Below are 21,516 nucleotides of genomic sequence, written 5' to 3' on the forward strand. Positions count from 1 at the left end.
GAGAGACTGAGAGCGTGATCCGTTACGACGCCCTGGACGCGCTGCCCGTACGCGGCGCCCTGCCCGGTCTGGGCGACGCCCTCGACGGGCACGGCACCGCGGTGCTGGTCGCGCCGCCCGGCACCGGCAAGACGACCCTCGTGCCGCTCGCCCTGGCCGGGCTGCTGGGCGAGGGGCGGGCGCGGCGGGTCGTCGTCGCCGAGCCGCGGCGGATCGCCGCACGGGCCGCCGCGCGGCGGATGGCGTGGCTGCTGGGCGAGAAGGTCGGCGAGAGCGTCGGCTACACCGTGCGCGGGGAGCGGGTCGTCGGACGGCACGCGCGCGTGGAGGTCGTCACGACCGGTGTGCTGCTCCAGCGGTTGCAGCGCGACCAGGAGCTCGCGGGCGTGGACGCGGTGATCCTCGACGAGTGCCACGAGCGGCATCTGGACGCGGACACGGTGGCGGCGTTCCTGTGGGACGTACGGCAGACGCTGCGGCCGGAGCTGTGGCTGGTGGCGGCGTCGGCGACGACGGACGCGCAGGGCTGGGCGCGGCTCCTCGGCGAGGCGCCGGTGGTCGAGGCGGAGGGCGTCTCGCATCCCGTGGAGGTGGTGTGGGCGCCGCCGACGCGTCCCGTACGGCCGCCGCACGGGATGCGGGTCGACCCGGCGCTGCTGACGCATGTGGCGTCGGTGGTGCGGCGGGCGCTGGCCGAGCGGGCGGGGGACGTGCTGTGTTTCCTGCCGGGTGTGGGCGAGATCGCGCGTGTGGCCGGTCAGCTGGGCGAGCTCGGGGACGTCGAGGTGCTCCAGGTGCACGGACGGGCGCCGGCGGCCGTGCAGGACGCGGTGCTGGCCGGCGGGGAGCGGCGCCGGGTGGTGCTGGCGACGTCGGTGGCGGAGTCGTCGCTGACGGTGCCGGGGGTGCGGTTGGTCGTCGACTCCGGGCTGGCGCGGGAGCCCCGCGTCGATCACGCGCGCGGGCTGAGCGCGCTGACGACGGTGCGGGCCTCGCAGGCCGCGGGGCGGCAGCGTGCGGGGCGGGCCGGGCGTGAGGCGCCGGGCGCGGTGTACCGCTGCTGGGCGGAGGCGGAGGACGCGCGTCTGCCGCGCTTCCCGTCCCCGGAGATCAAGGTGGCCGACCTGACGGCGTTCGCGTTGCAGACGGCGTGCTGGGGCGATCCGGAGGCATCCGGCCTGGCGCTGCTGGATCCGCCGCCGGGCGGGGCGATGGCGGCGGCGCGGAGTGTGCTGACGGCGATCGGGGCGGTGGACGAGGCGGGGCGGGCCACGGCGCGGGGCGCCGCGCTGGCCCGGCTGGGGCTGCATCCCCGGTTGGGGCGGGCGCTGCTGGACACGCCGGGTGCGGGCGCCGAGGTGGTCGCGCTGCTGAGCGAGGAGCCCCCGAGGGAGTACGGGGACGACCTGGCGGCCGCTCTGCGGGCGGCTCGGCGGGGCGGAGACGCCTATGCGGGGCGGTGGCGTGCCGAGGTGCGGCGGTTGCGGGCGGGCGCCGGGAGCGCGCCGGCGGCCGAGGCGAACGACCGCGACGCGGGCCTCGTAGCCGCCCTCGCCTTCCCCGAGCGGGTCGCGAAGGCCGACGGCGGCTCCTACCTGATGGCCTCGGGCACGCGCGCCGAACTCGCCGACGCCGGCTCGCTGCGCGGTGCCCCGTGGATCGCCGTGGCCGTGGCGGACCGGCCCGTCGGCAAGGGGCACGCGCGCGTGCGGCTCGCCGCCGCGGTGGACGAGGACACGGCCCGGTCGGCGGCGGCCTCGCTGTACCGCGAGAGCCAGGAGGTCCACTGGGCCGACGGTGATGTCGTCGCACGACGGGTCGAGCGACTGGGGGCGATCGAGCTGACGGCACGGCCGTTGCGCGACGCCGACCCCGTCCTCGTACGGAACGCCCTCCTCGACGGGCTGCGGCAGGAAGGGCTCGGCCTGTTGCGGTGGACGCCCGACGCCGGCGTACTGCGGGAGCGGCTCGCCTTCCTGCGTCTGCACCTCGGCGAGCCGTGGCCCGATGTATCCGACGAGGCGCTGCACGCGCGCGTGGACGAGTGGCTGGAGCCCGAGCTGGGGCGGGCCCGGCGGCGGGCCGATCTCGGGCGGATCGACGCGGGGCAGGCGCTCGGCCGGCTGCTGCCGTGGGCGTCCGGGGAGGCGGGCCGGATCGACGAGTTGGCGCCCGAGCGCATCGCCGTACCGAGTGGGTCCAGAATCCGGATCGACTACGGAAACCCCGAACAGCCCGTCCTCGCCGTGAAGTTGCAGGAGATGTTCGGGCTGCACGAATCGCCGGCCGTGGCGGGGGTTCCGCTGCTCGTGCATCTGCTCTCCCCCGCCGGGCGGCCCGCCGCCGTCACCGCCGACCTCGCCTCCTTCTGGAAGGACGGCTACAACGGCGTACGGGCGGAGCTGCGCGGCCGTTATCCGAAGCATCCGTGGCCCGAGGACCCCGCCGGCGCCGAGCCGACCCGGCACACCAACGCGCGGCTCAGGCGGTGACCGGTTCCGGTTCGGTGTCCTTCGTCGGTTCCGGGTCGCCGGGGCGGCGGCCGCGTGCCTCCAGGTAGAGGGAGAGAGCGAGGAGCAGCAGGCCCAGCGCCAGGAAGCCCCAGGGCAGGTACGACGTCAGCAGCAGGACCAGGGTGCGGTTGGACTTGACGAGGTCCACGGTGTGGTCGATGTAGTCCTCGCGCATCTTCACGTGGCCGGCGAACGCGGTCACCTTGTCGCGGCCGCCCAGCAGGCTGCCGCCGCGCAGTTCCTCCTGGTGGATCTCCTCGCCGTAGACCGGGGCGCCGGTGAGCGGTTCGACCCAGAACTTGCGGACCGTGGTGTACCAGCGGGTCGTGCCGGTCTTGGCGACGGACTCCGGGGTGATGCCCTCGACCGGCATCGTCCTGGGGAACGTCACCTTGGTCCACGGGATGGTCTGCTCGAAGTAGTAGACCTCGACGCCGCGGAAGTCCTGTGTGCCCTTGTAGTGGATGGGGGCGGTGATCCGCGCCTGGGCGTCGAAGTACTCGTAGTCCCGTTTCTCCGTCAGGAAGGGCCACTTGAACTCGATGCCCTGCCGCCTGACCGGATCGCCGTCGACCATCTCGCCGGTGGCGTGCACGGGTTCCTGGCTGTGGGCGTCGAAGATGTAGCGCTCGGGGATCTTGGAGACCATCTTGCCGTCGGGGCCCACGACATAGGACAGGCCGTCCCAGACGACGACGTCCTTGCCGGCCGTCTTCTCGATCTTCTCCGACTCCTCGACGTTGCCCTTCAGCGTCTGCACGATGGTGACCTTGGAGACCTTGCGGGCCTTCATGGTGCCGTAGTCGAGGAGGGTGGCGTCCTTCGCTTCCAGGACCATGTCCTGGTACTGGTTCGCCGGGATCTTGGCCAGGCGCGGGAAGGCGTACCAGCGCAGCAGCGGGGACAGCGCCGCGAAGAACACGGCGAGGGCGAGCAGGAGCAGACTGGCCTTGCGGCGCATCTCGGCCTCCCTCCCGGACGGGGTGGTTACGGGTGTGCGGGCACCGTCGTCAGCAGCGGCTTCGGGGATGTCTCGCCGGCCGGGCTGCCGAGCGCGGTGAGGGTGAACACCAGGGCGAGCGCGGCGGCGAGACCGGTCGCGGCGGCGATCAGGGCGCGCATACGGGCCTCCCGGCCTTCCGGAGCCGACACTTCCGACGCATCTGATACGTCGTCAGGTCCGGCACCGTAGCAACGGGCGGGCGAGATGAGAACACGTTGCACACACAGACGAGGGGCGCCCCGTCCGCCGGTGCGGAGGAGCGCCCCCTGTGTCGGTTCGCGTGAGCTCTACGCGGACGGGCTCGCCGAGGGCGAGGCGGTCTCCGACTGGGTCGGGGTCGGGCTGGGCGAGGGCGCGGCCTCCACCTTCAGCTCCACCGTCAACGTCGCGCCGCCCGCCGTGGTGACGCGGAGCAGGTAGGTGCCCGCGGTGTCGTCGGCGTACAGCTTGGGCAGCTTGAGCAGGCCGTTCGCGTCGGTCGTCAGGCCGGTCAGGGTGCGAACCGTCTTGCCGTCGGCGTCCTTGAAGTAGGGGCCCTTGTCGTTCTCGGCCGGGTCGTCCGCCGCCTTGACGAGGGTGGCGGTGGCCGCGACCTTATCGGCGACGGCGCCCTTGTAGGTCGCCTTCACCTCCACCTGGTCGGCGAACTCGCCGCCCGCGGTACAGGTCAGCGCGGTGTCGCTGGTGCGGGCCAGGGCGTCGGCGGCGCGCTCGGTGACCGTGGCCTTGTAGTCGAGGGTGACCGAACGGCCGACCAGGGTGGCGCGGACGACGAACTCGCCGGTCGTCTCGCCCGCCTTGAGCGCGGGCGCCTTGGCCTGACCGGTGGCGTCGGTGACGGCCGTGGCGTACTTCTCACCCGTACTGAAGACGGTGTCGGTGGAGCCGACGATCGTGAAGCGGACGCGGACCTTGGCGACAGGGGTGCCGACCCTGGTCTCGGCGCGGGTGCTGATCCGCTCGGTGAAGCTGTCGCCCGCCATCGCGGTGAGCTTCGCGGTGCCCGCGTTCTCCAGGTGGTGGACCGTGTCGGTCGGGGTGGGCGTGGGCGTCGGGTTGGACGAGCCGGGCGGCGACGGCTTCGGGCTGGGGCCGGTGGTGCCGCCGGGCTCGGTGCTCGGCGTCGTCGGCGACTTCGGGCCCGTGGGCGACGGCGAAGGACCCGTGCCGACCGCGTCGTCGCTGCGGTCGGTCGGGAGGGTGCCCGAGCCGTCCGGGATCTGGTGGGTGCCCTTGCGGTAGTACTCCAGCCACGTCAGGACGAGGTTGAGGTAGTCCTGCGAGTTGTTGTAGCTGAGGATCGCGCTGTCGAGGTCGGCCTGGGTGGACAGGTCCCAGTCGAAGCGGCACAGGTAGTGGCCGGCGGCGAGCGCGGCGTCGTAGACGTTGTTGGGGTCCTTCTTGCCGTCGCCGTTGCCGTCGCGGCCGGCCCACTCCCAGGTCGACGGGATGAACTGCATGGGGCCGACAGCCCGGTCGTACGAACTGTCCCCGTCGTACGCGCCGTCGTCGGTGTCGCTGATGTTCGCGAAGCCGACGCCGTTGAGCTGCGGGCCGAGGATCGGGGAGAGCGTGGTGCCGTCCGCGCTGACCCGGCCGCCGCGGGCCTGACCGGACTCCACCTTGCCGATGGCGGCGAGGAGTTCCCAGGGCAGGTTGCAGCCGGGCTTGTCCTGCTGCAACGCGGTCGCCGCCCTCTTGTAGGCGTCGAGGACGGTCGCGGGGATGCCCGCCTCGCTCTCGCCCGGGGTGACGGGCGTGGCGCCGGCGCTGGGCGAGGGGTTGGGGCTCTTGAGCGGCGGCAGGTCCGTGTAGTACGGCGAGTTGCCGGTGGCGCTGTCCTCGGCGGGCGCGTCGGGTGAGGGCTGGGTGCCGGTGGTGACTCTTCTGCCGGCGTCGTCGGTGGTCACTCCCGGAGCCTGCGAGGCCGCCAGTGCCGCTACGACGACGGCGGCGACCGTGGTGTTCACCGCGCCCTTGCGGAGCCTGCCGAATTGCGCCGACATGGAATGAACCCCTCCCGTGGACGCCCGAGCGCCCGTCTGTTTCTGCCGAGCCGGCCGTGCCCGCCCTTGGTAGGGACGATCGACCCGCCGCGACAGTTGCCCTCACGGCGCACGTTCGTCGCTGTTCATCTGTTCGACCGCTATCCCCCCGGTGCGGCGACCCAGGCGACCCTACGACAACTTCCTTTGCACGGTCACCCGTTGGCGCCCGATTTTTACCGCTTGGCCATGTGGGAGCTGTCCGTCGTATGTCCCTCATACTGGCTGCGCCGACACCGGGGCCGCCCCGCCCCTTCACGACCCCCCGCGAGGAGCCCCGTTGCCGTTCACGCTCAGCCATGCGGCGGCCGTACTGCCCGCCGTACGCACCGACGGAACCGGCCGGAGCACGCTCGTACCGGCCGTGTTGGTGGCGGGTTCCTTCGCTCCCGACATGACCTATTACGCGGCGAGTGTCCTGGACGGGGCGATGGAGTTCGGCGATGTCACGCACTCGTTCGCGGGCGTGTTCACGGTCGACGTGGTGATCGCCTGGGCGCTGGTGGGTCTGTGGCTCCTGCTGCGTGAACCACTGGTGGCACTGCTGCCGGCACGGCGCCGGCCGCGCCCGGCCGCGCTGCTGCGCTGCGGGGCGCCACGCGCGCGGGTACGTCCCTCGCTCGCGCTGCGCTGGTACGTCTCCGCCGTGCTGGGCGGGCTGACGCATGTCGTGTGGGACGCGTTCACCCATCTCGACCGCTGGGGAATGCGGCTGTTTCCCGTGCTGGGCGAGGAGGTCGCCGGGTCACCGCTGTACTGGTATCTCCAGTACGGCGGTTCGGCGGTGGCGGCCGTCGTCATCACCGCGTTCTTGATCGTGGCGCTACGGCGGGCCCCGGCCGTGGCACCGGTCGGGATCCCGGTGCTCTCGGTACGGGACCGCTGGCTGGCCGGAGCGGTGATCGGCGGGTTGGCCACGGTCGCCGCGTTGCACCGGGCGTCGCGCTGGTGGGCGTACTGGGGGTCGACCGCCAAGTACTGGGAGCTGATTCCGACCCTGTGCTTCGGGGCCGGCGCGGGGCTCGCCCTGGGGCTGCTGCTCTACGCCGTGGGCGTCAGGGTGTGGCGTCCGGTTCCGGGCCCTGACAGTGCCGGCTCGGATGCGGCCGGGAGGGAGCCGAGCCGGCCTGCGGCTCGGTGACGGTCCCGATGAACACGATGACTCTGCGGACGGGACGGGACCCTGGGAGCACGGTGCGGGCGAGGGCCAGACAGCCACGGACGGTTGTCGCCGTGCGCCGCAGGGGGCCGATGAGATCGGCGGGGATGCGGGCGGTGCTCGCGTCGGCGGCGAAGGGCGGTACCGAGGGCGGTGCGGTGGAGCGGGCGTCTTCGGTGTTCACGTTCGCCGGTGCGGGGGCCGTCCGGCGGTGAAGCGTGCGTATACCCATGCCCGCATCCTTACGGGCGTGACATGCGGGCGGCGCTTTTGCGGGGGCCACGCGAGTGACGGGTCCCTCCGGGGTGGGACGGGGCTCGCTGTGCGGTGGGAAGGGTCTCGCTGCCCGCGCAAGGGGGCCGGGTCTCGCTGCCCGCACAAGGAGGCCGGGTCTCGCTGCCCGCGCAAGGAGGCCGGGTCTCGCTGCCCGCGCAACGGGGCCGGGTCTCGCTGTCCGCGGTGACCAGGGGTCCTGGGCACCGCCGGCTCGTTCTCGCTGATCACGCGCGCGGCTGAGCCACACACCGTCGCCCGGGGGGGCGGTGCATGCCGGGCCGGATCGACGTCCGGCCCGGCATCGCGGTGATCAGTGCGCCGCCGACTCCCAGTCCGCGCCCACGCCGACCGATACCCCGAGCGGGACGCTCAGGTGGACGGCGTCGGACATCTCCCGGCGGACCAGTTCCTCCGCCGCGTCCCGTTCGCCGGGGGCGATCTCCAGGACGATTTCGTCGTGCACCTGGAGGAGCATGCGGGAGGTGAGGTTCTCCTCGCGCAGGGCCCGGTCCACATTGAGCATGGCGATCTTGACGATGTCCGCCGCCGTGCCCTGGATGGGGGCGTTCAGGGCCATGCGCTCGGCCGCCTCGCGCCGCTGCCGGTTGTCGCTGTTGAGGTCGGGGAGGTAGCGGCGGCGGCCGAAGAGCGTCGCCGTGTAGCCCGTCGCCCTGGCCTCGTCGACCGCGCGGCGCAGATAGTCCCGGACACCGCCGAAGCGCTCGAAGTAGGCGTCCATCAGGGCCCGGGCCTCGCCCGCGTCGATGTTCAGCTGCTGGGAGAGACCGAATGCCGACAGGCCGTACGCCAGGCCGTAGGACATCGCCTTGATCTTGCGGCGCATCTCCGCGTCCACCGCGCCGGGCTCCACCGCGAACACCTGGGAGGCGGCCGTGGTGTGCAGGTCCTCGCCCGAGGTGAACGCCTCGATCAGGCCCTCGTCCTCGGAGAGGTGGGCCATCACCCGCAGCTCGATCTGGCTGTAGTCGGCGGTCATCAGGGACTCGAAGCCCTCGCCGACCACGAAGCCCCGGCGGATCGCCCGGCCCTCGTCGGTGCGGACCGGGATGTTCTGGAGGTTCGGGTCCGTCGAGGAGAGGCGTCCCGTCGCCGCCACCGTCTGGTTGAAGGTGGTGTGGATACGGCCGTCCGACGCGATCGTCTTGATCAGGCCCTCGACGGTGACGCGCAGCTTCGCCTGCTCACGGTGGCGGAGCATGATGACCGGCAGTTCGTTGTCGGTCTGGCCGGCCAGCCAGGCCAGGGCGTCGGCGTCCGTGGTGTAGCCGGTCTTCGTCTTCTTCGTCTTGGGCAGCGCGAGCTCACCGAAGAGGACCTCCTGGAGCTGCTTGGGCGAGCCGAGGTTGAACTCGTGCCCGGCCGCCGCGTGCGCCTCCTTCACCGCCTGCTGGACGGCGCCCGCGAACATCTGCTCCATGGCCTCCAGGTGGGCCCGGTCGGCCGCGATGCCGTGCCGCTCCATGCGGGCCAGCAGGGCGGACGTCGGCAGCTCCATGTCGCGCAGCAGGTCCGCGGCGCCGACCTCCTGGAGCCGGCCCTCGAAGGCCTCGCCGAGGTCGAGGACCGCGCGGGCCTGGATCATCAGCGCCTCCGCCTCGGCGCCGTCGTCCGTGCCGAAGGCCAGCTGACCGTCGGCCGCGGCGGCCGGTGCCAGCTCGCGGTGCAGATACTCCAGCGACAGCGCGTCCAGGTCGAAGGACCGGCGGCCCGGCTTGACCAGGTACGCGGCGAGCGCGGTGTCCATGCGGACGCCCTCGATGCTCCAGCCGTGCTCGGCGAAGACCCGCATCGCGCCCTTGGCGTTGTGGAAGACCTTGGGCTTCGCGGCGTCGGCCAGCCAGGCCGCGAACGCCTTCTCGTCGGCCTCGTCCAGCTGTGCGGGGTCGAACCAGCCGGCCGCCCCGTCGGCCGCCGCGAGCGCGACCTCGGCGACCGAGCCCGCGCCCAGCGCCCAGGCGTCAACGGTGGCCACACCGAGCGTCTCGCCGTCGTGCTCGGCGAGCCAGGGCGCCAGCTCGCCGGTGCCGAGCACCGAGCCGTCGATCTCCACGCCGTCGGTGGCGATCGGGGTGACCTCGGCCTCCTCGGCACCGGGGTCGACGCCGAAGAGCCGCTCGCGCAGGGACGGGTTCCTGATCTCCAGGGTGTCCAGGATCATCGCCACGGCCTTGCGGTCGTAGGGCACGCGCGCGACGTCGGCGACGGTCTTGGGCAGCTCGACGGATCGCTCCAGCTCGGTCAGCCGGCGGTTGAGCTTCACCGACTCCAGGTGGTCGCGGAGGTTCTGCCCGGCCTTGCCCTTGACCTCCTCCACGCGCTCGACCAGCTCCGCGAACGAGCCGAACTGGTTGATCCACTTCGCCGCGGTCTTCTCGCCGACGCCCGGGATGCCCGGCAGGTTGTCGGAGGGGTCGCCGCGCAGCGCCGCGAAGTCGGGGTACTGCGCGGGCGTCAGGCCGTACTTCTCGAACACCTTCTCCGGGGTGAAGCGGGTCAGCTCGGAGACGCCCTTCGTCGGGTACAGCACCGTGGTGTGCTCGCTGACCAGCTGGAAGGAGTCACGGTCGCCGGTGACGATCAGCACCTCGAAGCCGTCGGCCTCGGCCTGGGTGGCGAGGGTGGCGATCACGTCGTCGGCCTCGAAGCCGTCGACGGCGAACCGCGAGACGTGCATCGCGTCGAGCAGCTCGCCGATCAGCTCGACCTGACCCTTGAACTCGTCCGGGGTCTTGGAGCGGTTCGCCTTGTACTCCGTGAACTCCTCGGAGCGCCATGTCTTGCGGGAGACGTCGAACGCCACGGCGAAGTGGGTGGGCGCCTCGTCGCGAAGCGTGTTGGCCAGCATCGACGCGAAGCCGTAGATCGCGTTCGTCGGCTGGCCCGTCGCGGTCGTGAAGTTCTCCGCGGGCAGCGCGAAGAACGCGCGGTAGGCCAGCGAGTGCCCGTCCATGAGCATCAGGCGGGGCCGGCTGCCGCCGGGGTTGCTGTCGGTCTTCTTCGATGCTGTTTCTGCCACGCCCCCGATCCTGCCACGCCCCACTGACAGTCGGTCCCCATCGGGGGCGCGGCCCTGTGGAGGGGATGTGCGGGCCCGTGCGGCGGGGGATCTCAGGTCCCGGGACCCCCCGCCGTGTTGTCGGTCCCACGTGCGAGGATCGGAGATGTAGCTCACACGTGTACGTGAAGGGGAGTGCGCGATGGCCACCAAGCCGCCCAAGGGTGATCCGGTTCAGGACGCGCCGCAGGTCGCCGAGCCGAAGCACGCGGCTGCCGGGCTGCCGGCCATCGGCCACACCCTGCGGATCGCGCAGCAGCAGATGGGCGTGAAGCGGACCATGCTGACGCTGCTCAGCGTCAACCAGAAGAAGGGCTTCGACTGCCCGGGCTGCGCCTGGCCCGAGCCGGAGCACCGGCACACGGCGGAGTTCTGTGAGAACGGCGCGAAGGCGGTGGCCGAGGAGGCGACGCTGCGCCGGGTCACCCCGGAGTTCTTCGCCGCGCACTCCGTCGCCGACCTCGCCACCAGGAGCGGGTACTGGCTGGGGCAGCAGGGGCGGCTCACCCACCCCATGTATCTCCCCGAGGGCGGCACGCACTACGAGCCGATCTCCTGGGAGCGCGCCTTCGACATCGTCGCCGAGGAGATCGCTGCTCTCGGCTCTCCCGACGAGGCCGTCTTCTACACCTCGGGCCGCACCAGCAACGAGGCCGCGTTCCTGTACCAGCTGTTCGCGCGCGAGCTGGGCACCAACAACCTGCCGGACTGCTCGAACATGTGCCACGAGTCGTCCGGGTCGGCCCTGTCGGAGACCATCGGCATCGGCAAGGGCAGCGTCCTGCTGGAGGACCTCTACAAGGCCGACCTGATCATCGTCGCCGGCCAGAACCCGGGCACGAACCACCCGCGCATGCTCTCCGCCCTGGAGAAGGCGAAGGCGGGCGGCGCGAAGATCATCACCGTGAACCCGCTGCCCGAGGCGGGCATGGAGCGGTTCAAGAACCCGCAGACCCCGCAGGGCATGCTCAAGGGTGCCGCGCTCACCGATCTGTTCCTCCAGATCCGCATCGGCGGCGACCAGGCCCTCTTCCGGCTCCTGAACAAGCTGATCCTGGCTGAGCACGACAGCGCCGCCGGCGCGGGGTCCGGCGCCGTCGACGAGGAGTTCGTGCGCGAGCACACGCACGGTTACGAGGAGTTCGCCGAGGCCGCCCGCGCCGCCGACTGGGACGAGACCCTCACGGCGACCGGTCTCACGCGCACGGACATCGACAAGGCGATGGCCATGATCCTGGCCTCACGGCGCACGATCGTGTGCTGGGCCATGGGCCTCACCCAGCACAAGCACTCCGTGCCGACCATCCGCGAGGTCGTCAACTTCCTGCTGCTGCGCGGAAACATCGGCCGGCCGGGCGCGGGCGTGTGCCCGGTGCGCGGCCACTCGAACGTGCAGGGCGACCGCACGATGGGCATCTTCGAGCGGCCCGCCCCGGCCTTCCTGGACGCCCTGGAGAAGGAGTTCGGCTTCGCGCCCCCGCGCGAGCACGGCTTCGACGTCGTACGGGCCATCCGCGCGCTGCGCGACGGCGAAGCGAAGGTCTTCTTCGCGATGGGCGGCAACTTCGTCTCCGCGACCCCGGACACCGACGTCACCGAGGCGGCCATGCGGCGCGCACGGCTCACCGTGCATGTGTCGACGAAGCTCAACCGCAGCCATGCCGTCACGGGCGCCCGCGCGCTGATCCTGCCGACGCTCGGCCGCACCGAGCGCGATCTCCAGGGCAGCGGCGAGCAGTTCGTGACCGTGGAGGACTCCATGGGCATGGTGCACGCCTCCCGGGGCCGGCTGGAGCCCGCGGGCGCGCAGCTGCTGTCCGAACCGGCGATCGTCTGCCGGCTCGCCCGCCGGGTCCTCGGCTCCGAATCCCGCACGCCCTGGGAGGAGTTCGAGAAGGACTACGCGACGGTCCGCGACCGCATCGCGCGCGTGATCCCCGGATTCGCGGACTTCAACGCGCGCGTGGCCCGCCCCGGCGGCTTCACCCTCCCGCACGCCCCGCGCGACGAGCGCCGCTTCCCGACGGCGACCGGCAAGGCCAACTTCACCGCCGCCCCGGTCGAGTACCCGGCGGTGCCCGAGGGCCGGCTGCTGCTCCAGACCCTGCGGTCGCACGACCAGTACAACACCACGATCTACGGCCTGGACGACCGCTACCGGGGGATCAGGAACGGCCGCCGGGTGGTCATGATCAACCCCGAGGACGCCCGCCTGCTGGACATCGCCGACGGCTCGTACGTCGACCTGGTGAGCGAGTGGCGGGACGGCGTCGAGCGGCGGGCGCCCGGCTTCCGTGTCGTGCACTACCCGACGGCCCGCGGCTGCGCCGCCGCCTACTACCCGGAGACCAACGTGCTCGTCCCGCTGGACTCCACCGCGGACACCAGCAACACCCCGGCCAGCAAGTCCGTCGTGGTGCGTCTGGAACAATCGGCGACCGACTGAGCGTTTGCTCAGTCGACCCGTACCGACTGAGCACCCCGAACGGAGCCGACCCATGGGCGAGCAGCAGCACGTGAAGTTCCCGCAAGAGGTCATCGACGAGTACGCCGCGCTCGGCGTCGACCTGCCGGCCCTGTTCTCCGCCGGACACCTCGGGACGCGCATGGGCGTACAGATTCTGGAGGCCTCCGCCGAGCGGGTCGTGGGGACCATGCCGGTCGAGGGGAACACCCAGCCGTACGGGCTGCTGCACGGCGGCGCGTCCGCGGTGCTCGCCGAGACGCTCGGGTCGGTGGGCTCGATGCTGCACGCCGGCACCTCCAAGATCGCGGTCGGCGTCGACCTCAACTGCACCCATCACCGGGGTGTGCGCTCCGGCCTCGTCACCGGGGTGGCCACACCGCTGCACCAGGGCCGCTCGACGGCGACGTACGAGATCGTGATCAGTGACGATCAGGGGCGGCGGGTGTGCAGCGCGCGGCTGACGTGTCTGCTGCGGGATGTTCGGCCGGGCGACGGGGAGCACCTGCGGACGAACTGAGGCCGACGCCCCGGCGACGACGACATGACCACCAACCGCCTTGCTCCCGGCTGCCGTTGAAACCCGGGTGCCGCACGGCATAACGTCGAGGCATGACGACGGGAGGACCCCGCCGGAGGGGGGTCGCGCTCGGACTGGCGTTGCTGGCCACCGCGTTGACGGCCGGCTGCGCCGATTCGGACGCGCGGGCCGGTGCGCCCGGGACCGGGGCGAGCGCCAACTCGCCCTCCCCGTCGGCGACTTCGCCCGCGCGGCTGTGCACCAGTGTCATCGGCTACTGGTCGCGGCGGTCACTGACCGGCGACACCTACGGCGACTACCAGTCGATGGGGCTGTCCGACGGGCAGTACGAGATCCTGCGCGAGGTCGTGGACGCGGCCCGGACCGAGCGTGAGCGCGCCGGAGCACAGGCGGCCGACCGCCTGATCGACCACAGGGCACGGGACTTGTGCGAGCGGCGGTACCGGAAGGGCGAGCCGACCGGGGGTCCATGGGGCTGAGGGAGAAATTCGCGATTCCGCTTTCGATGCCCTCTACATGAAAGTCCTGGATTCGGGAACCACCGCCCACATTCGTAACCCAGCGTAATACGGGTGCAATACGAACCAACAGTTCCTCCAGGGCGATCAACTTTCACCGGAGACCCCCTGGTAGCCTCCAGCAACGACCCTGGTAATCACCAAAACATGTGAACACTCGTGAAGAAGCTACGCGCGAACGCTGCGAGTTCTCACCATGTGGACAGGGCGAATCGGCCGGAAATCCGCTCTTCCCCCCACCGAGTACCGCTCTGCGTTACCCCGTGTCATAACAAGAGCGTCACAGCCTTGGTCAGGCCCTCCTCCATGTTCCCCGCACGCGCTTAGAGTCACCGCCAGTCACCGAGCTACCGGATTCGAAGTCACTTCGACCCAGCGCTCGACTCGGCGCGTTCCACGGGGAGCCGCCGTGCCAGGGAAAGGACCTGATTCGTGCGTCAACGTTCGATCATCGCCATAACCGCCGCGCTCGCGGCGGGATCGCTGACACTCACGGCTTGTGGGTCGCGTGACGACGACGGCGGCAGCAGCAACGGCGACAAGACCACTGTGGTGATCGGTGTCGACGCTCCGCTGACCGGCGACCTGTCGGCCCTCGGCCTCGGCATCAAGAACTCCGCCGACCTGGCCGCCAAGACGGCCAACAAGAAGGAGTACGTCAAGGGCGTCGAGTTCAAGATCGAGCCCCTCGACGACCAGGCGCAGCCCACCGTCGGCCAGCAGAACGCCCAGAAGTTCATCAGCAACAAGGACGTCCTCGGCGTCGTCGGCCCGCTGAACTCCAGCGTCTCGCAGCAGATGCAGAAGCCGTTCAACGACGCCGGCCTCACCCAGGTCTCCCCCGCCAACACCGGCACCGAGCTGACCCAGGGCGACGGCTGGAAGACCGGCGAGTCGGTCCGCCAGTTCAAGACCTTCTTCCGCACGGCCACCACGGACGAGATCCAGGGCGCCTTCGCAGCCGACTACCTGTACAACCAGGCGAAGCTGAAGAAGGTCTACCTGATCGACGACCAGAAGACCTACGGCGCGGGCCTCGCCGCCTCCTTCAAGGCGAACTTCACCAAGTTCGGCGGCCAGATCGTCGGCACCGACCACATCAACCCCGACGACCGTGACTTCAACGCCGTGGTCGCCAAGATCAAGAAGACCGGCGCCGAAGCCCTCTACTACGGCGGCGAGTACCCGGCCGCCGGCCCGCTGAGCCAGCAGCTCAAGGACAGCGGCCAGAACATCCCGCTCATGGGCGGCGACGGCATCTACTCCGGTGAGTTCCCGAAGCTGAACAAGAAGGCCGAGGGCGACCTCGCCACCTCCGTGGGCAAGCCGGTCGAGCAGCTCGACTCCGCCAAGACGTTCATCAAGGACTACGAGGCGGGCGGCTACGAGGACGACTACGAGGCCTACGGCGGCCTCACCTACGACGCCACCTGGTCGATCATCGAGGCCGTCAAGCTGGCGGTCGAGGGCAACGACGGCAAGCTCCCCGAGGACGGCCGCAAGGCGGTCCTGGACGCAATGGCCAAGGTCAAGTTCGACGGCGTCACCGGCACCATCTCCTTCGACGAGTTCGGTGACACCACGAACCACACGATGACCGCGTACAAGGTCAAGGACAACGCCTGGGCGCCGGAGTTCAGCGGCGAGCCCAAGCTGGGCTAGCAGAGGACGAGTAGAGAAAACTCCCCCATCACACATTGATCCAGGCCGCGCGGGAGCACCCATCAGCGCTCCCGCGCGGCGCCATATCCGAACCACTCCACGGAGGCCCTGCGGTGAACGAACTGCCGCAACAGCTGGCCAATGGACTCATCCTCGGCGCGATGTACGGACTCATCGCGATCGGCTACACGATGGTCTACGGCATCGTCCAGCTCATCAACTTCGCCCACGGCGAGATCTTCATGGTCGGGGGCTTCGGGGCCCTCACCGTCTGGTTGGTACTCCCCGAGGGCTTCGGCCTCGGGGCCGCAGTCCCCCTCATGATCATCGGCGGCGTCCTCGTCTCGGTCGCCGTCGGCACAGCGGCGGAACGGTTCGCCTACCGCCCCCTGCGCACCGCGCCACGACTGGCGCCCCTCATCACCGCCATCGGCCTGTCCATCGTCCTCCAGCAGGCCGTGTGGATGTGGTACCCGGACGCGAAGAAGGACCACCCCTTCCCGCAGTTCCACGGCGGACCCATCGAGATCCTCGGCGCCAACATCCAGCGCGGTGACCTCTTCGTCCTCATAGCCGCCCCGCTGTGCATGATCGCCCTGGGCCTCTTCGTCACGAAGACGCGCTCCGGCCGCGGCATGCAGGCCACCGCCCAGGACCCCGACACGGCCAAGCTGATGGGCATCAACACCGACCGCATCATCGTCATGGCCTTCGCCATCGGTGCCGCGTTCGCCGCCATCGCCGCCGTCGCCTACGGCCTGAAAAACGGTCAGGTCGGCTTCCGCATGGGCTTCCTGATGGGCCTGAAGGCCTTCACCGCGGCCGTCCTCGGCGGCATCGGCAACATCTACGGCGCCATGCTCGGCGGTGTCGTCCTCGGCGTCGCCGAATCCCTCGCCACCGGCTACGTCGGTGAGATCCCGGGCATGGACCTCTTCGGCGGCGGCGCCTGGAAGGACGTGTGGGCGTTCAGCCTCCTCATCCTCGTCCTGCTGTTCAGGCCACAAGGCCTGCTCGGCGAACGCGTCGCGGATCGGGCGTGATGCACATGACCACCGAGATCCCCATGGACAAGACCACCGACACCACCAAGGTGTCCACGGCCGATGCCACCCCCATCATCCCGCTGCCGCAGGTCGCGGCCCGCGGGCTGGTGGTCGGCGGCTCCGCCCTCGCCCTCATAGGCACCTTCCTCGCCTGGACCTGGACCGAGGAGTTCCCGGGCAACCTGACCGTCACCGGCTACCCGGGCGGCCTTCAGGTCCTCACCCTCTTCGGCTCCGTGCTCACCCTGCTGTTCGCCCTCTCCGGCTACGGCATCAAGGGCCTGGGCTGGCTCACCCCCGGCGGCAAGAACAGCCCCGTCCTGCTCGCCGCCCTCGGCGTGTTCGGCACCACCGGCTACGCCATCGGCGCCATCACCCAGGAACTCGGCGGCCTGGTCAACCTGGAGCCCGGCGCCTGGGTCTCCGGCATCGGCGCGCTCGTCGCCGTGATCGGCGCCCTCGGCCTCCCCGTCGACCAGCCCTACGACGCGTCGGACCCGAACCCGAACCTCTGGGGCCGTGTCCGACACTCGCTCACCGCCCCCGACCCCGGCCGGGCCAAGGAACTCTCCTCCTGGGTCGAGATCCTGATCATCGCCGCCGGCTTCGGCGTCGGCCTGTACGTCTTCGCGTACGGCATCAGCACCGAGTACTCCGAGCTGTTCATCGGCTTCCTGATCGTCGCGGCGTTCGGCTTCACCGCCGTCACCCGCGCCGGACTGCTCAAGCGACTGTCGGCCCTGACCGCCAAGCACCGCAACGTCACCCTCGGCGCGGCCTTCGCGGCGGCGATCTGCTTCCCCTTCACCCAGACCAACGACCAGTTCGCCCTCATCGGCGCGAACATCCTGATCTTCGCCACGGTCGCCCTGGGTCTCAACGTCGTCGTCGGCCTCGCCGGCCTGCTCGACCTCGGATACGTCGCCTTCCTCGGCGTCGGCGCCTACGCCGCCGCCCTGGTCTCCGGCTCCCCGTCGTCCACCATCGGCGTGCAGTTCCCGTTCTGGGCGGCCGTCCTCACCGGCGCCGCCGCCTCGCTGATCTTCGGCGTGGTGATCGGAGCCCCGACCCTGCGACTGCGCGGCGACTACCTCGCCATCGTGACGCTCGGCTTCGGTGAGATCTTCCGCATCACCATGAACAACCTGAACGGCAACAGCGGCCCGGACGTCACCAACGGCTCCAACGGCATCCCGCAGATCCCCGACCTGGAGATCTTCGGCTTCAACCTCGGAGTCCCGCACAACGTCCTCGGCCACGAGCTGACCCGCTCGGCCAACTACTACCTGCTGATGCTGGTGTTCACGGCAATCGTCGTAATGGTCTTCCGCCGCTCGGCGGAATCCCGCATCGGCCGCGCATGGGTGGCCATCCGCGAGGACGAGACCGCCGCGACCGCGATGGGCATCAACGGCTTCCGCCTCAAGCTCCTCGCCTTCGCACTCGGCGCCTCCCTCGCCGGTCTCGCGGGCACCGTGCAGTCGCACGTGTCGTACAGCGTCACCCCCGAGCAGTACCAGTTCGCCGGCTCCGTGCCGCCGAACTCGGCCTTCCTGCTCGCCGCCGTCATCCTCGGCGGTATGGGCACCATCAGCGGCCCGCTGATCGGCGCCGCGCTGCTCTACCTGATCCCGGCCAAGCTCCAGTTCATGGCGGAGTACCAGCTGCTGCTCTTCGGCATCGCGCTGATGCTGCTGATGCGCTTCCGCCCCGAGGGCCTGGTCGCCGACCGCAGGAAGCAGCTCGAATTCCACGAGACCGGACAGCTCGACGTACCGGAGGACAAGCCATTGCCCGAAGGCGCGACCGGCGTCGCGAAGGCAGGGGCGTGACCGCCATGACCACCACCACGACCGCACCCACCACCACAACGGTGCTCGACGCCACCGGCGTCACGATGCGCTTCGGTGGCCTGACCGCCGTGCGCGACGTGAACCTCACCGTCAACAGCGGCGAGATCGTCGGCCTCATCGGCCCCAACGGCGCCGGCAAGACGACCTTCTTCAACTGCCTCACCGGCCTGTACATCCCGACCGAGGGCAAGGTCGCCTACAAGGGCACCGTCCTGCCGCCCAAGCCGCACCTGGTCACCCAGGCCGGCATCGCCCGTACGTTCCAGAACATCCGGCTCTTCGCCAACATGACCGTTCTGGAGAACGTACTGGTCGGACGGCACACCCGGACCAAGGAAGGCCTCTGGTCCGCCCTGCTGCGGCTGCCCAGCTTCAGGAAGGCCGAGGAGGCGTCCCGGGCCCGCGCCATGGAACTCCTGGAGTTCACCGGTCTCGCAGCCAAGGCCGACCACCTCGCCCGCAACCTGCCCTACGGCGAACAGCGCAAGCTGGAGATCGCCCGGGCACTGGCGAGCGAGCCCGGACTGCTCCTCCTCGACGAACCGACCGCCGGCATGAACCCGCAGGAGACCCGGGCGGCCGAAGAGCTCATCTTCGCCATCCGGGACCAGGGCATCGCCGTCCTCGTCATCGAGCACGACATCCGGTTCATCATGAACCTCTGCGACCGGGTCGCCGTGCTGGTCCAGGGCGAGAAGATCGTCGAGGGACCCGCCGAGGTCGTCCAGGCCGACGAACGCGTCATCGCCGCCTACCTGGGCACACCCTTCGAGGGCGAGCCCGGCACCGCGGAAGCCGCCGAGGTCGAGGCCGCGGAGGCCGACGCGCAGAGCACCACGGAAGGGGATGACAAGTGACCGCACTGCTCGAGGTCGAGGACCTCAGGGTCGCTTACGGCAAGATCGAGGCCGTCAAGGGCATCTCGTTCAAGGTGAACGCGGGCGAAGTCGTCACCCTCATCGGCACCAACGGCGCCGGCAAGACCACCACCCTGCGCACCCTGTCCGGCCTCCTCCAGCCGCTGTCCGGCGACATCAAGTTCGACGGCAAGTCGCTGAAGAAGATCCCCGCCCACAAGGTCGTCTCACTGGGACTCGCCCACTCCCCCGAGGGGCGGCACATCTTCCCCCGCATGACGATCGAGGACAACCTCCGCCTCGGCGCCTTCCTGCGCACCGACAAGGAGGCCATCGAAAAGGACATCAAGCGCGCCTACGACCTGTTCCCCATCCTCGGGGAACGCCGGAAGCAGGCCGCCGGCACCCTGTCCGGCGGTGAGCAGCAGATGCTCGCCATGGGACGGGCGCTCATGTCCCGGCCGAAACTGCTCATGCTCGACGAGCCCTCCATGGGCCTCTCGCCGATCATGATGCAGAAGATCATGTCCACCATCAAGGAGCTCAAGTCCCAGGGCACCACCATCCTGCTCATCGAGCAGAACGCCCAGGCCGCGCTCTCCCTGGCCGACCACGGCCACGTCATGGAGGTCGGCAAGATTGTCCTCTCCGGCAGCGGACAGGACCTCCTGCACGACGAGTCCGTACGCAAGGCATACCTCGGCGAGGACTGACCCCCGCCCCCACGAGTGAGGCCCGTGCCCCCCGGTCAGGGGCACGGGCCTCACTCATGCATGCGGCTCGGGGAACGTCAGCCCTTGCCGGCCTTCTTCTCGTCGGCATCCTGGATGACCGCCTCGGCCACCTGCTGCATCGACATCCGGCGATCCATCGACGTCTTCTGGATCCACCGGAACGCGGCCGGCTCGGTCAGCCCGTACTCCGTCTGAAGAATCGACTTCGCCCGATCCACCAACTTCCGCGTCTCCAGACGCAGAGTGAGGTCGGCGACCTCCTTCTCCAGCTCCTTCAGCTCCGTGAACCGCGACACGGCCATCTCGATCGCCGGCACCACGTCACTCTTGCTGAACGGCTTGACCAGGTACGCCATGGCACCGGCATCCCGGGCCCGCTCAACGAGGTCGCGCTGCGAGAACGCCGTCAGCATCAGCACCGGCGCGATGGACTCCTCGGCGATCTTCTCCGCCGCGGAAATCCCGTCCAGCTTCGGCATCTTCACATCGAGGATGACAAGGTCCGGCTTGTGCTCGCGGGCCAGCTCCACGGCCTGCTCACCATCACCGGCCTCACCGACGACGGTGTACCCCTCTTCTTCGAGCATCTCTTTGAGATCGAGCCGGATCAGCGCCTCGTCCTCGGCAATGACGACACGGGTCGTCAGCGGAGGCACGTGCGACTTGTCGTCGTCGGGCGCGTCTACGGGCTGGGGCGACTCGGGGGCGGTCACGGGGGCTCCTCGTTCAGGGGCAGGGTGCTGCTGACAAGAGACTACCTAGCTGCGGTAAGGTGGACGGGCAGCGGGTCGAGGTCAACCTTCGATTCACCGGGCCCCGGTAGCCCAATTGGCAGCAGGCAATGGATTCAAAACCCATACAGTGTCGGTTCGAGTCCGACCCGGGGCACTTTTCCTTCAATTCGAAGGTCACCATCCTCAGGCGGATGTCCACGTTCTCGTGAACATCCGCTTTTTGCTGCGCGCCGCAACGATCAGTGACTCACAGTAGCCGCATGTATGACATCAGCACACGCAAGCGAGCCCTCACGCTGGTCGACCAAGGGCGCAGCTTGAACTCCGTCAGCAAGGAGACGGGGATATCCCGGGCTGCCATCCGCTCCTGGCAGCACCGTCTTGAGCCGATGCCCCGTATGGCAACTCCGGATCCCGGGCCGCCCGCTGACAACTGCGCGTACGCCTACCTGCTCGGCCTCTACCTCGGTGACGGCTGCATCAGCAGGCACGCACGCGGTACCGGCTACCACCTCCGCATCGCTTGCGCTGATGCCTGGCCCGGCCTTCTCCGACAATGCCGCGACGCCATCAAGCAGGTCCGTCCTGGCATCGGCGTCTACACCCTCCAGAAACAGGGATACAGCATGGTGACCAGCTACTCGCGACACTGGCCCAGCCTCTTCCCACAGCACGGCCCCGGCAAGAAGCACGAGCGCTCCATCACCCTCGAACCCTGGCAGCAGGAAATCGTCGAAGCCCACCCCTGGCAGTTCATCCGCGGTCTCATCCACTCCGACGGGTGCCGCATCACCAACTGGACCACCCGTGTCGTAGGCGGCGAGCCAAAGCGCTACGAATACCCCCGGTACTTCTTCACCAATCTGTCGGGCGACATCATGCGGCTCTTCACCACGACACTGGACCAGGTGGGTGTCGAGTGGAAGCCGGCGAACGCCCGCAATGTCTCCATCGCCCGCAAAGCCTCCGTCGCCCTCATGGACACCCACGTAGGCCCCAAGCACTGACCAACAGCAAAGGGCCCCTCCTCAAGAG

General features: G+C 70.0%; 17 protein-coding genes and 1 tRNA gene. 13 read left to right on the forward strand and 5 right to left on the reverse strand.

Annotation, left to right across the window (positions count from 1 at the left end):
• Positions 1-14: 14 nt before the first annotated feature.
• Positions 15-2,492, forward strand: coding sequence for an ATP-dependent helicase HrpB (gene hrpB, locus ACIQWG_RS07380; protein WP_404091533.1), 2,478 nt, complete (start codon positions 15-17; stop codon positions 2,490-2,492).
• On the opposite strand, the gene ACIQWG_RS07385 is transcribed toward hrpB, so the two are convergent.
• The 3 genes from ACIQWG_RS07385 to ACIQWG_RS07395 form a co-directional block, all read right to left on the reverse strand.
• Positions 2,482-3,474, reverse strand: a complete 993-nt coding sequence (locus tag ACIQWG_RS07385; protein ID WP_404091536.1) for a DUF3068 domain-containing protein — start codon at positions 3,472-3,474, stop codon at positions 2,482-2,484. The genes hrpB and ACIQWG_RS07385 overlap by 11 nt on opposite strands.
• 26 nt (positions 3,475-3,500) lie before the next feature.
• Positions 3,501-3,635: an SPW_0924 family protein gene (locus tag ACIQWG_RS07390; protein WP_383416684.1), complete on the reverse strand. Its 135-nt coding sequence runs from the start codon at positions 3,633-3,635 to the stop codon at positions 3,501-3,503.
• A gap of 168 nt (positions 3,636-3,803) precedes the next feature.
• A complete protein-coding gene (locus ACIQWG_RS07395; RefSeq protein WP_404091539.1) occupies positions 3,804-5,522 on the reverse strand; it encodes a lytic murein transglycosylase in 1,719 nt (572 codons plus the stop codon).
• 319 nt (positions 5,523-5,841) lie between these two features.
• Between ACIQWG_RS07395 and ACIQWG_RS07400 the strand changes: the two genes are divergently transcribed.
• On the forward strand, positions 5,842-6,702 hold the full coding sequence (locus tag ACIQWG_RS07400; RefSeq protein ID WP_404091542.1) for a DUF4184 family protein: 861 nt from the start codon (positions 5,842-5,844) through the stop codon (positions 6,700-6,702).
• Between the two features lie 110 nt (positions 6,703-6,812).
• Positions 6,813-6,935, forward strand: a complete 123-nt coding sequence (locus tag ACIQWG_RS07405; RefSeq protein ID WP_404091545.1) for a hypothetical protein — start codon at positions 6,813-6,815, stop codon at positions 6,933-6,935.
• 371 nt (positions 6,936-7,306) lie between these two features.
• Here the strand turns inward: ACIQWG_RS07405 and polA are convergent, their stop codons facing one another.
• Positions 7,307-10,033, reverse strand: coding sequence for a DNA polymerase I (gene polA, locus ACIQWG_RS07410; protein WP_404091546.1), 2,727 nt, complete (start codon positions 10,031-10,033; stop codon positions 7,307-7,309).
• Positions 10,034-10,214: 181 nt separating this feature from the next.
• On the opposite strand from polA, the gene ACIQWG_RS07415 reads away from it, so the two are divergent.
• The 8 genes from ACIQWG_RS07415 (at position 10,215) to ACIQWG_RS07450 (ending at position 19,726) form a co-directional block, all read left to right on the forward strand.
• Entirely contained in the window at positions 10,215-12,518 is a 2,304-nt protein-coding gene (locus ACIQWG_RS07415; RefSeq protein WP_404091547.1) for an FdhF/YdeP family oxidoreductase, read from the forward strand.
• 52 nt (positions 12,519-12,570) lie between these two features.
• Positions 12,571-13,056, forward strand: a complete 486-nt coding sequence (locus tag ACIQWG_RS07420; RefSeq protein ID WP_404091550.1) for a hotdog fold thioesterase — start codon at positions 12,571-12,573, stop codon at positions 13,054-13,056.
• A 92-nt stretch (positions 13,057-13,148) separates the two neighbouring features.
• The gene (locus tag ACIQWG_RS07425; protein ID WP_404091553.1) at positions 13,149-13,556 is read left to right on the forward strand and encodes a hypothetical protein; all 408 of its coding nucleotides are present in this window, start codon (positions 13,149-13,151) and stop codon (positions 13,554-13,556) included.
• 471 nt (positions 13,557-14,027) lie between these two features.
• Positions 14,028-15,257 (forward strand): branched-chain amino acid ABC transporter substrate-binding protein, encoded by a 1,230-nt coding sequence (locus tag ACIQWG_RS07430; protein WP_404091556.1) that lies wholly within the window; start codon positions 14,028-14,030, stop codon positions 15,255-15,257.
• A 113-nt stretch (positions 15,258-15,370) separates the two neighbouring features.
• A complete protein-coding gene (locus tag ACIQWG_RS07435; RefSeq protein ID WP_404091559.1) occupies positions 15,371-16,300 on the forward strand; it encodes a branched-chain amino acid ABC transporter permease in 930 nt (309 codons plus the stop codon).
• A gap of 23 nt (positions 16,301-16,323) precedes the next feature.
• Complete coding sequence (locus ACIQWG_RS07440; protein WP_404093482.1) at positions 16,324-18,135, forward strand: branched-chain amino acid ABC transporter permease; 1,812 nt, start codon at positions 16,324-16,326, stop codon at positions 18,133-18,135.
• A gap of 5 nt (positions 18,136-18,140) precedes the next feature.
• The gene (locus ACIQWG_RS07445) at positions 18,141-19,013 is read left to right on the forward strand and encodes an ABC transporter ATP-binding protein (protein ID WP_404091562.1); all 873 of its coding nucleotides are present in this window, start codon (positions 18,141-18,143) and stop codon (positions 19,011-19,013) included.
• Positions 19,010-19,726, forward strand: coding sequence for an ABC transporter ATP-binding protein (locus ACIQWG_RS07450; RefSeq protein WP_404091565.1), 717 nt, complete (start codon positions 19,010-19,012; stop codon positions 19,724-19,726). Before ACIQWG_RS07445 ends, ACIQWG_RS07450 begins: the two co-directional genes overlap by 4 nt.
• Positions 19,727-19,803: 77 nt before the next feature.
• Here the strand turns inward: ACIQWG_RS07450 and ACIQWG_RS07455 are convergent, their stop codons facing one another.
• Positions 19,804-20,460 (reverse strand): ANTAR domain-containing response regulator, encoded by a 657-nt coding sequence (locus ACIQWG_RS07455; protein ID WP_404091566.1) that lies wholly within the window; start codon positions 20,458-20,460, stop codon positions 19,804-19,806.
• A gap of 100 nt (positions 20,461-20,560) precedes the next feature.
• Between ACIQWG_RS07455 and ACIQWG_RS07460 the strand changes: the two genes are divergently transcribed.
• A tRNA-Leu gene (locus ACIQWG_RS07460) sits at positions 20,561-20,635 on the forward strand.
• 106 nt (positions 20,636-20,741) lie between these two features.
• Positions 20,742-21,488 carry a helix-turn-helix domain-containing protein gene (locus tag ACIQWG_RS07465; RefSeq protein WP_404091569.1) on the forward strand — a complete coding sequence of 249 codons (747 nt, stop codon included), beginning with the start codon at positions 20,742-20,744 and terminating at the stop codon, positions 21,486-21,488.
• Positions 21,489-21,516 lie beyond the last annotated feature (28 nt).

Origin of the sequence: Streptomyces sp. NPDC098781 (assembly GCF_044759995.1) — a bacterium.
Classification (GTDB): domain Bacteria; phylum Actinomycetota; class Actinomycetes; order Streptomycetales; family Streptomycetaceae; genus Streptomyces.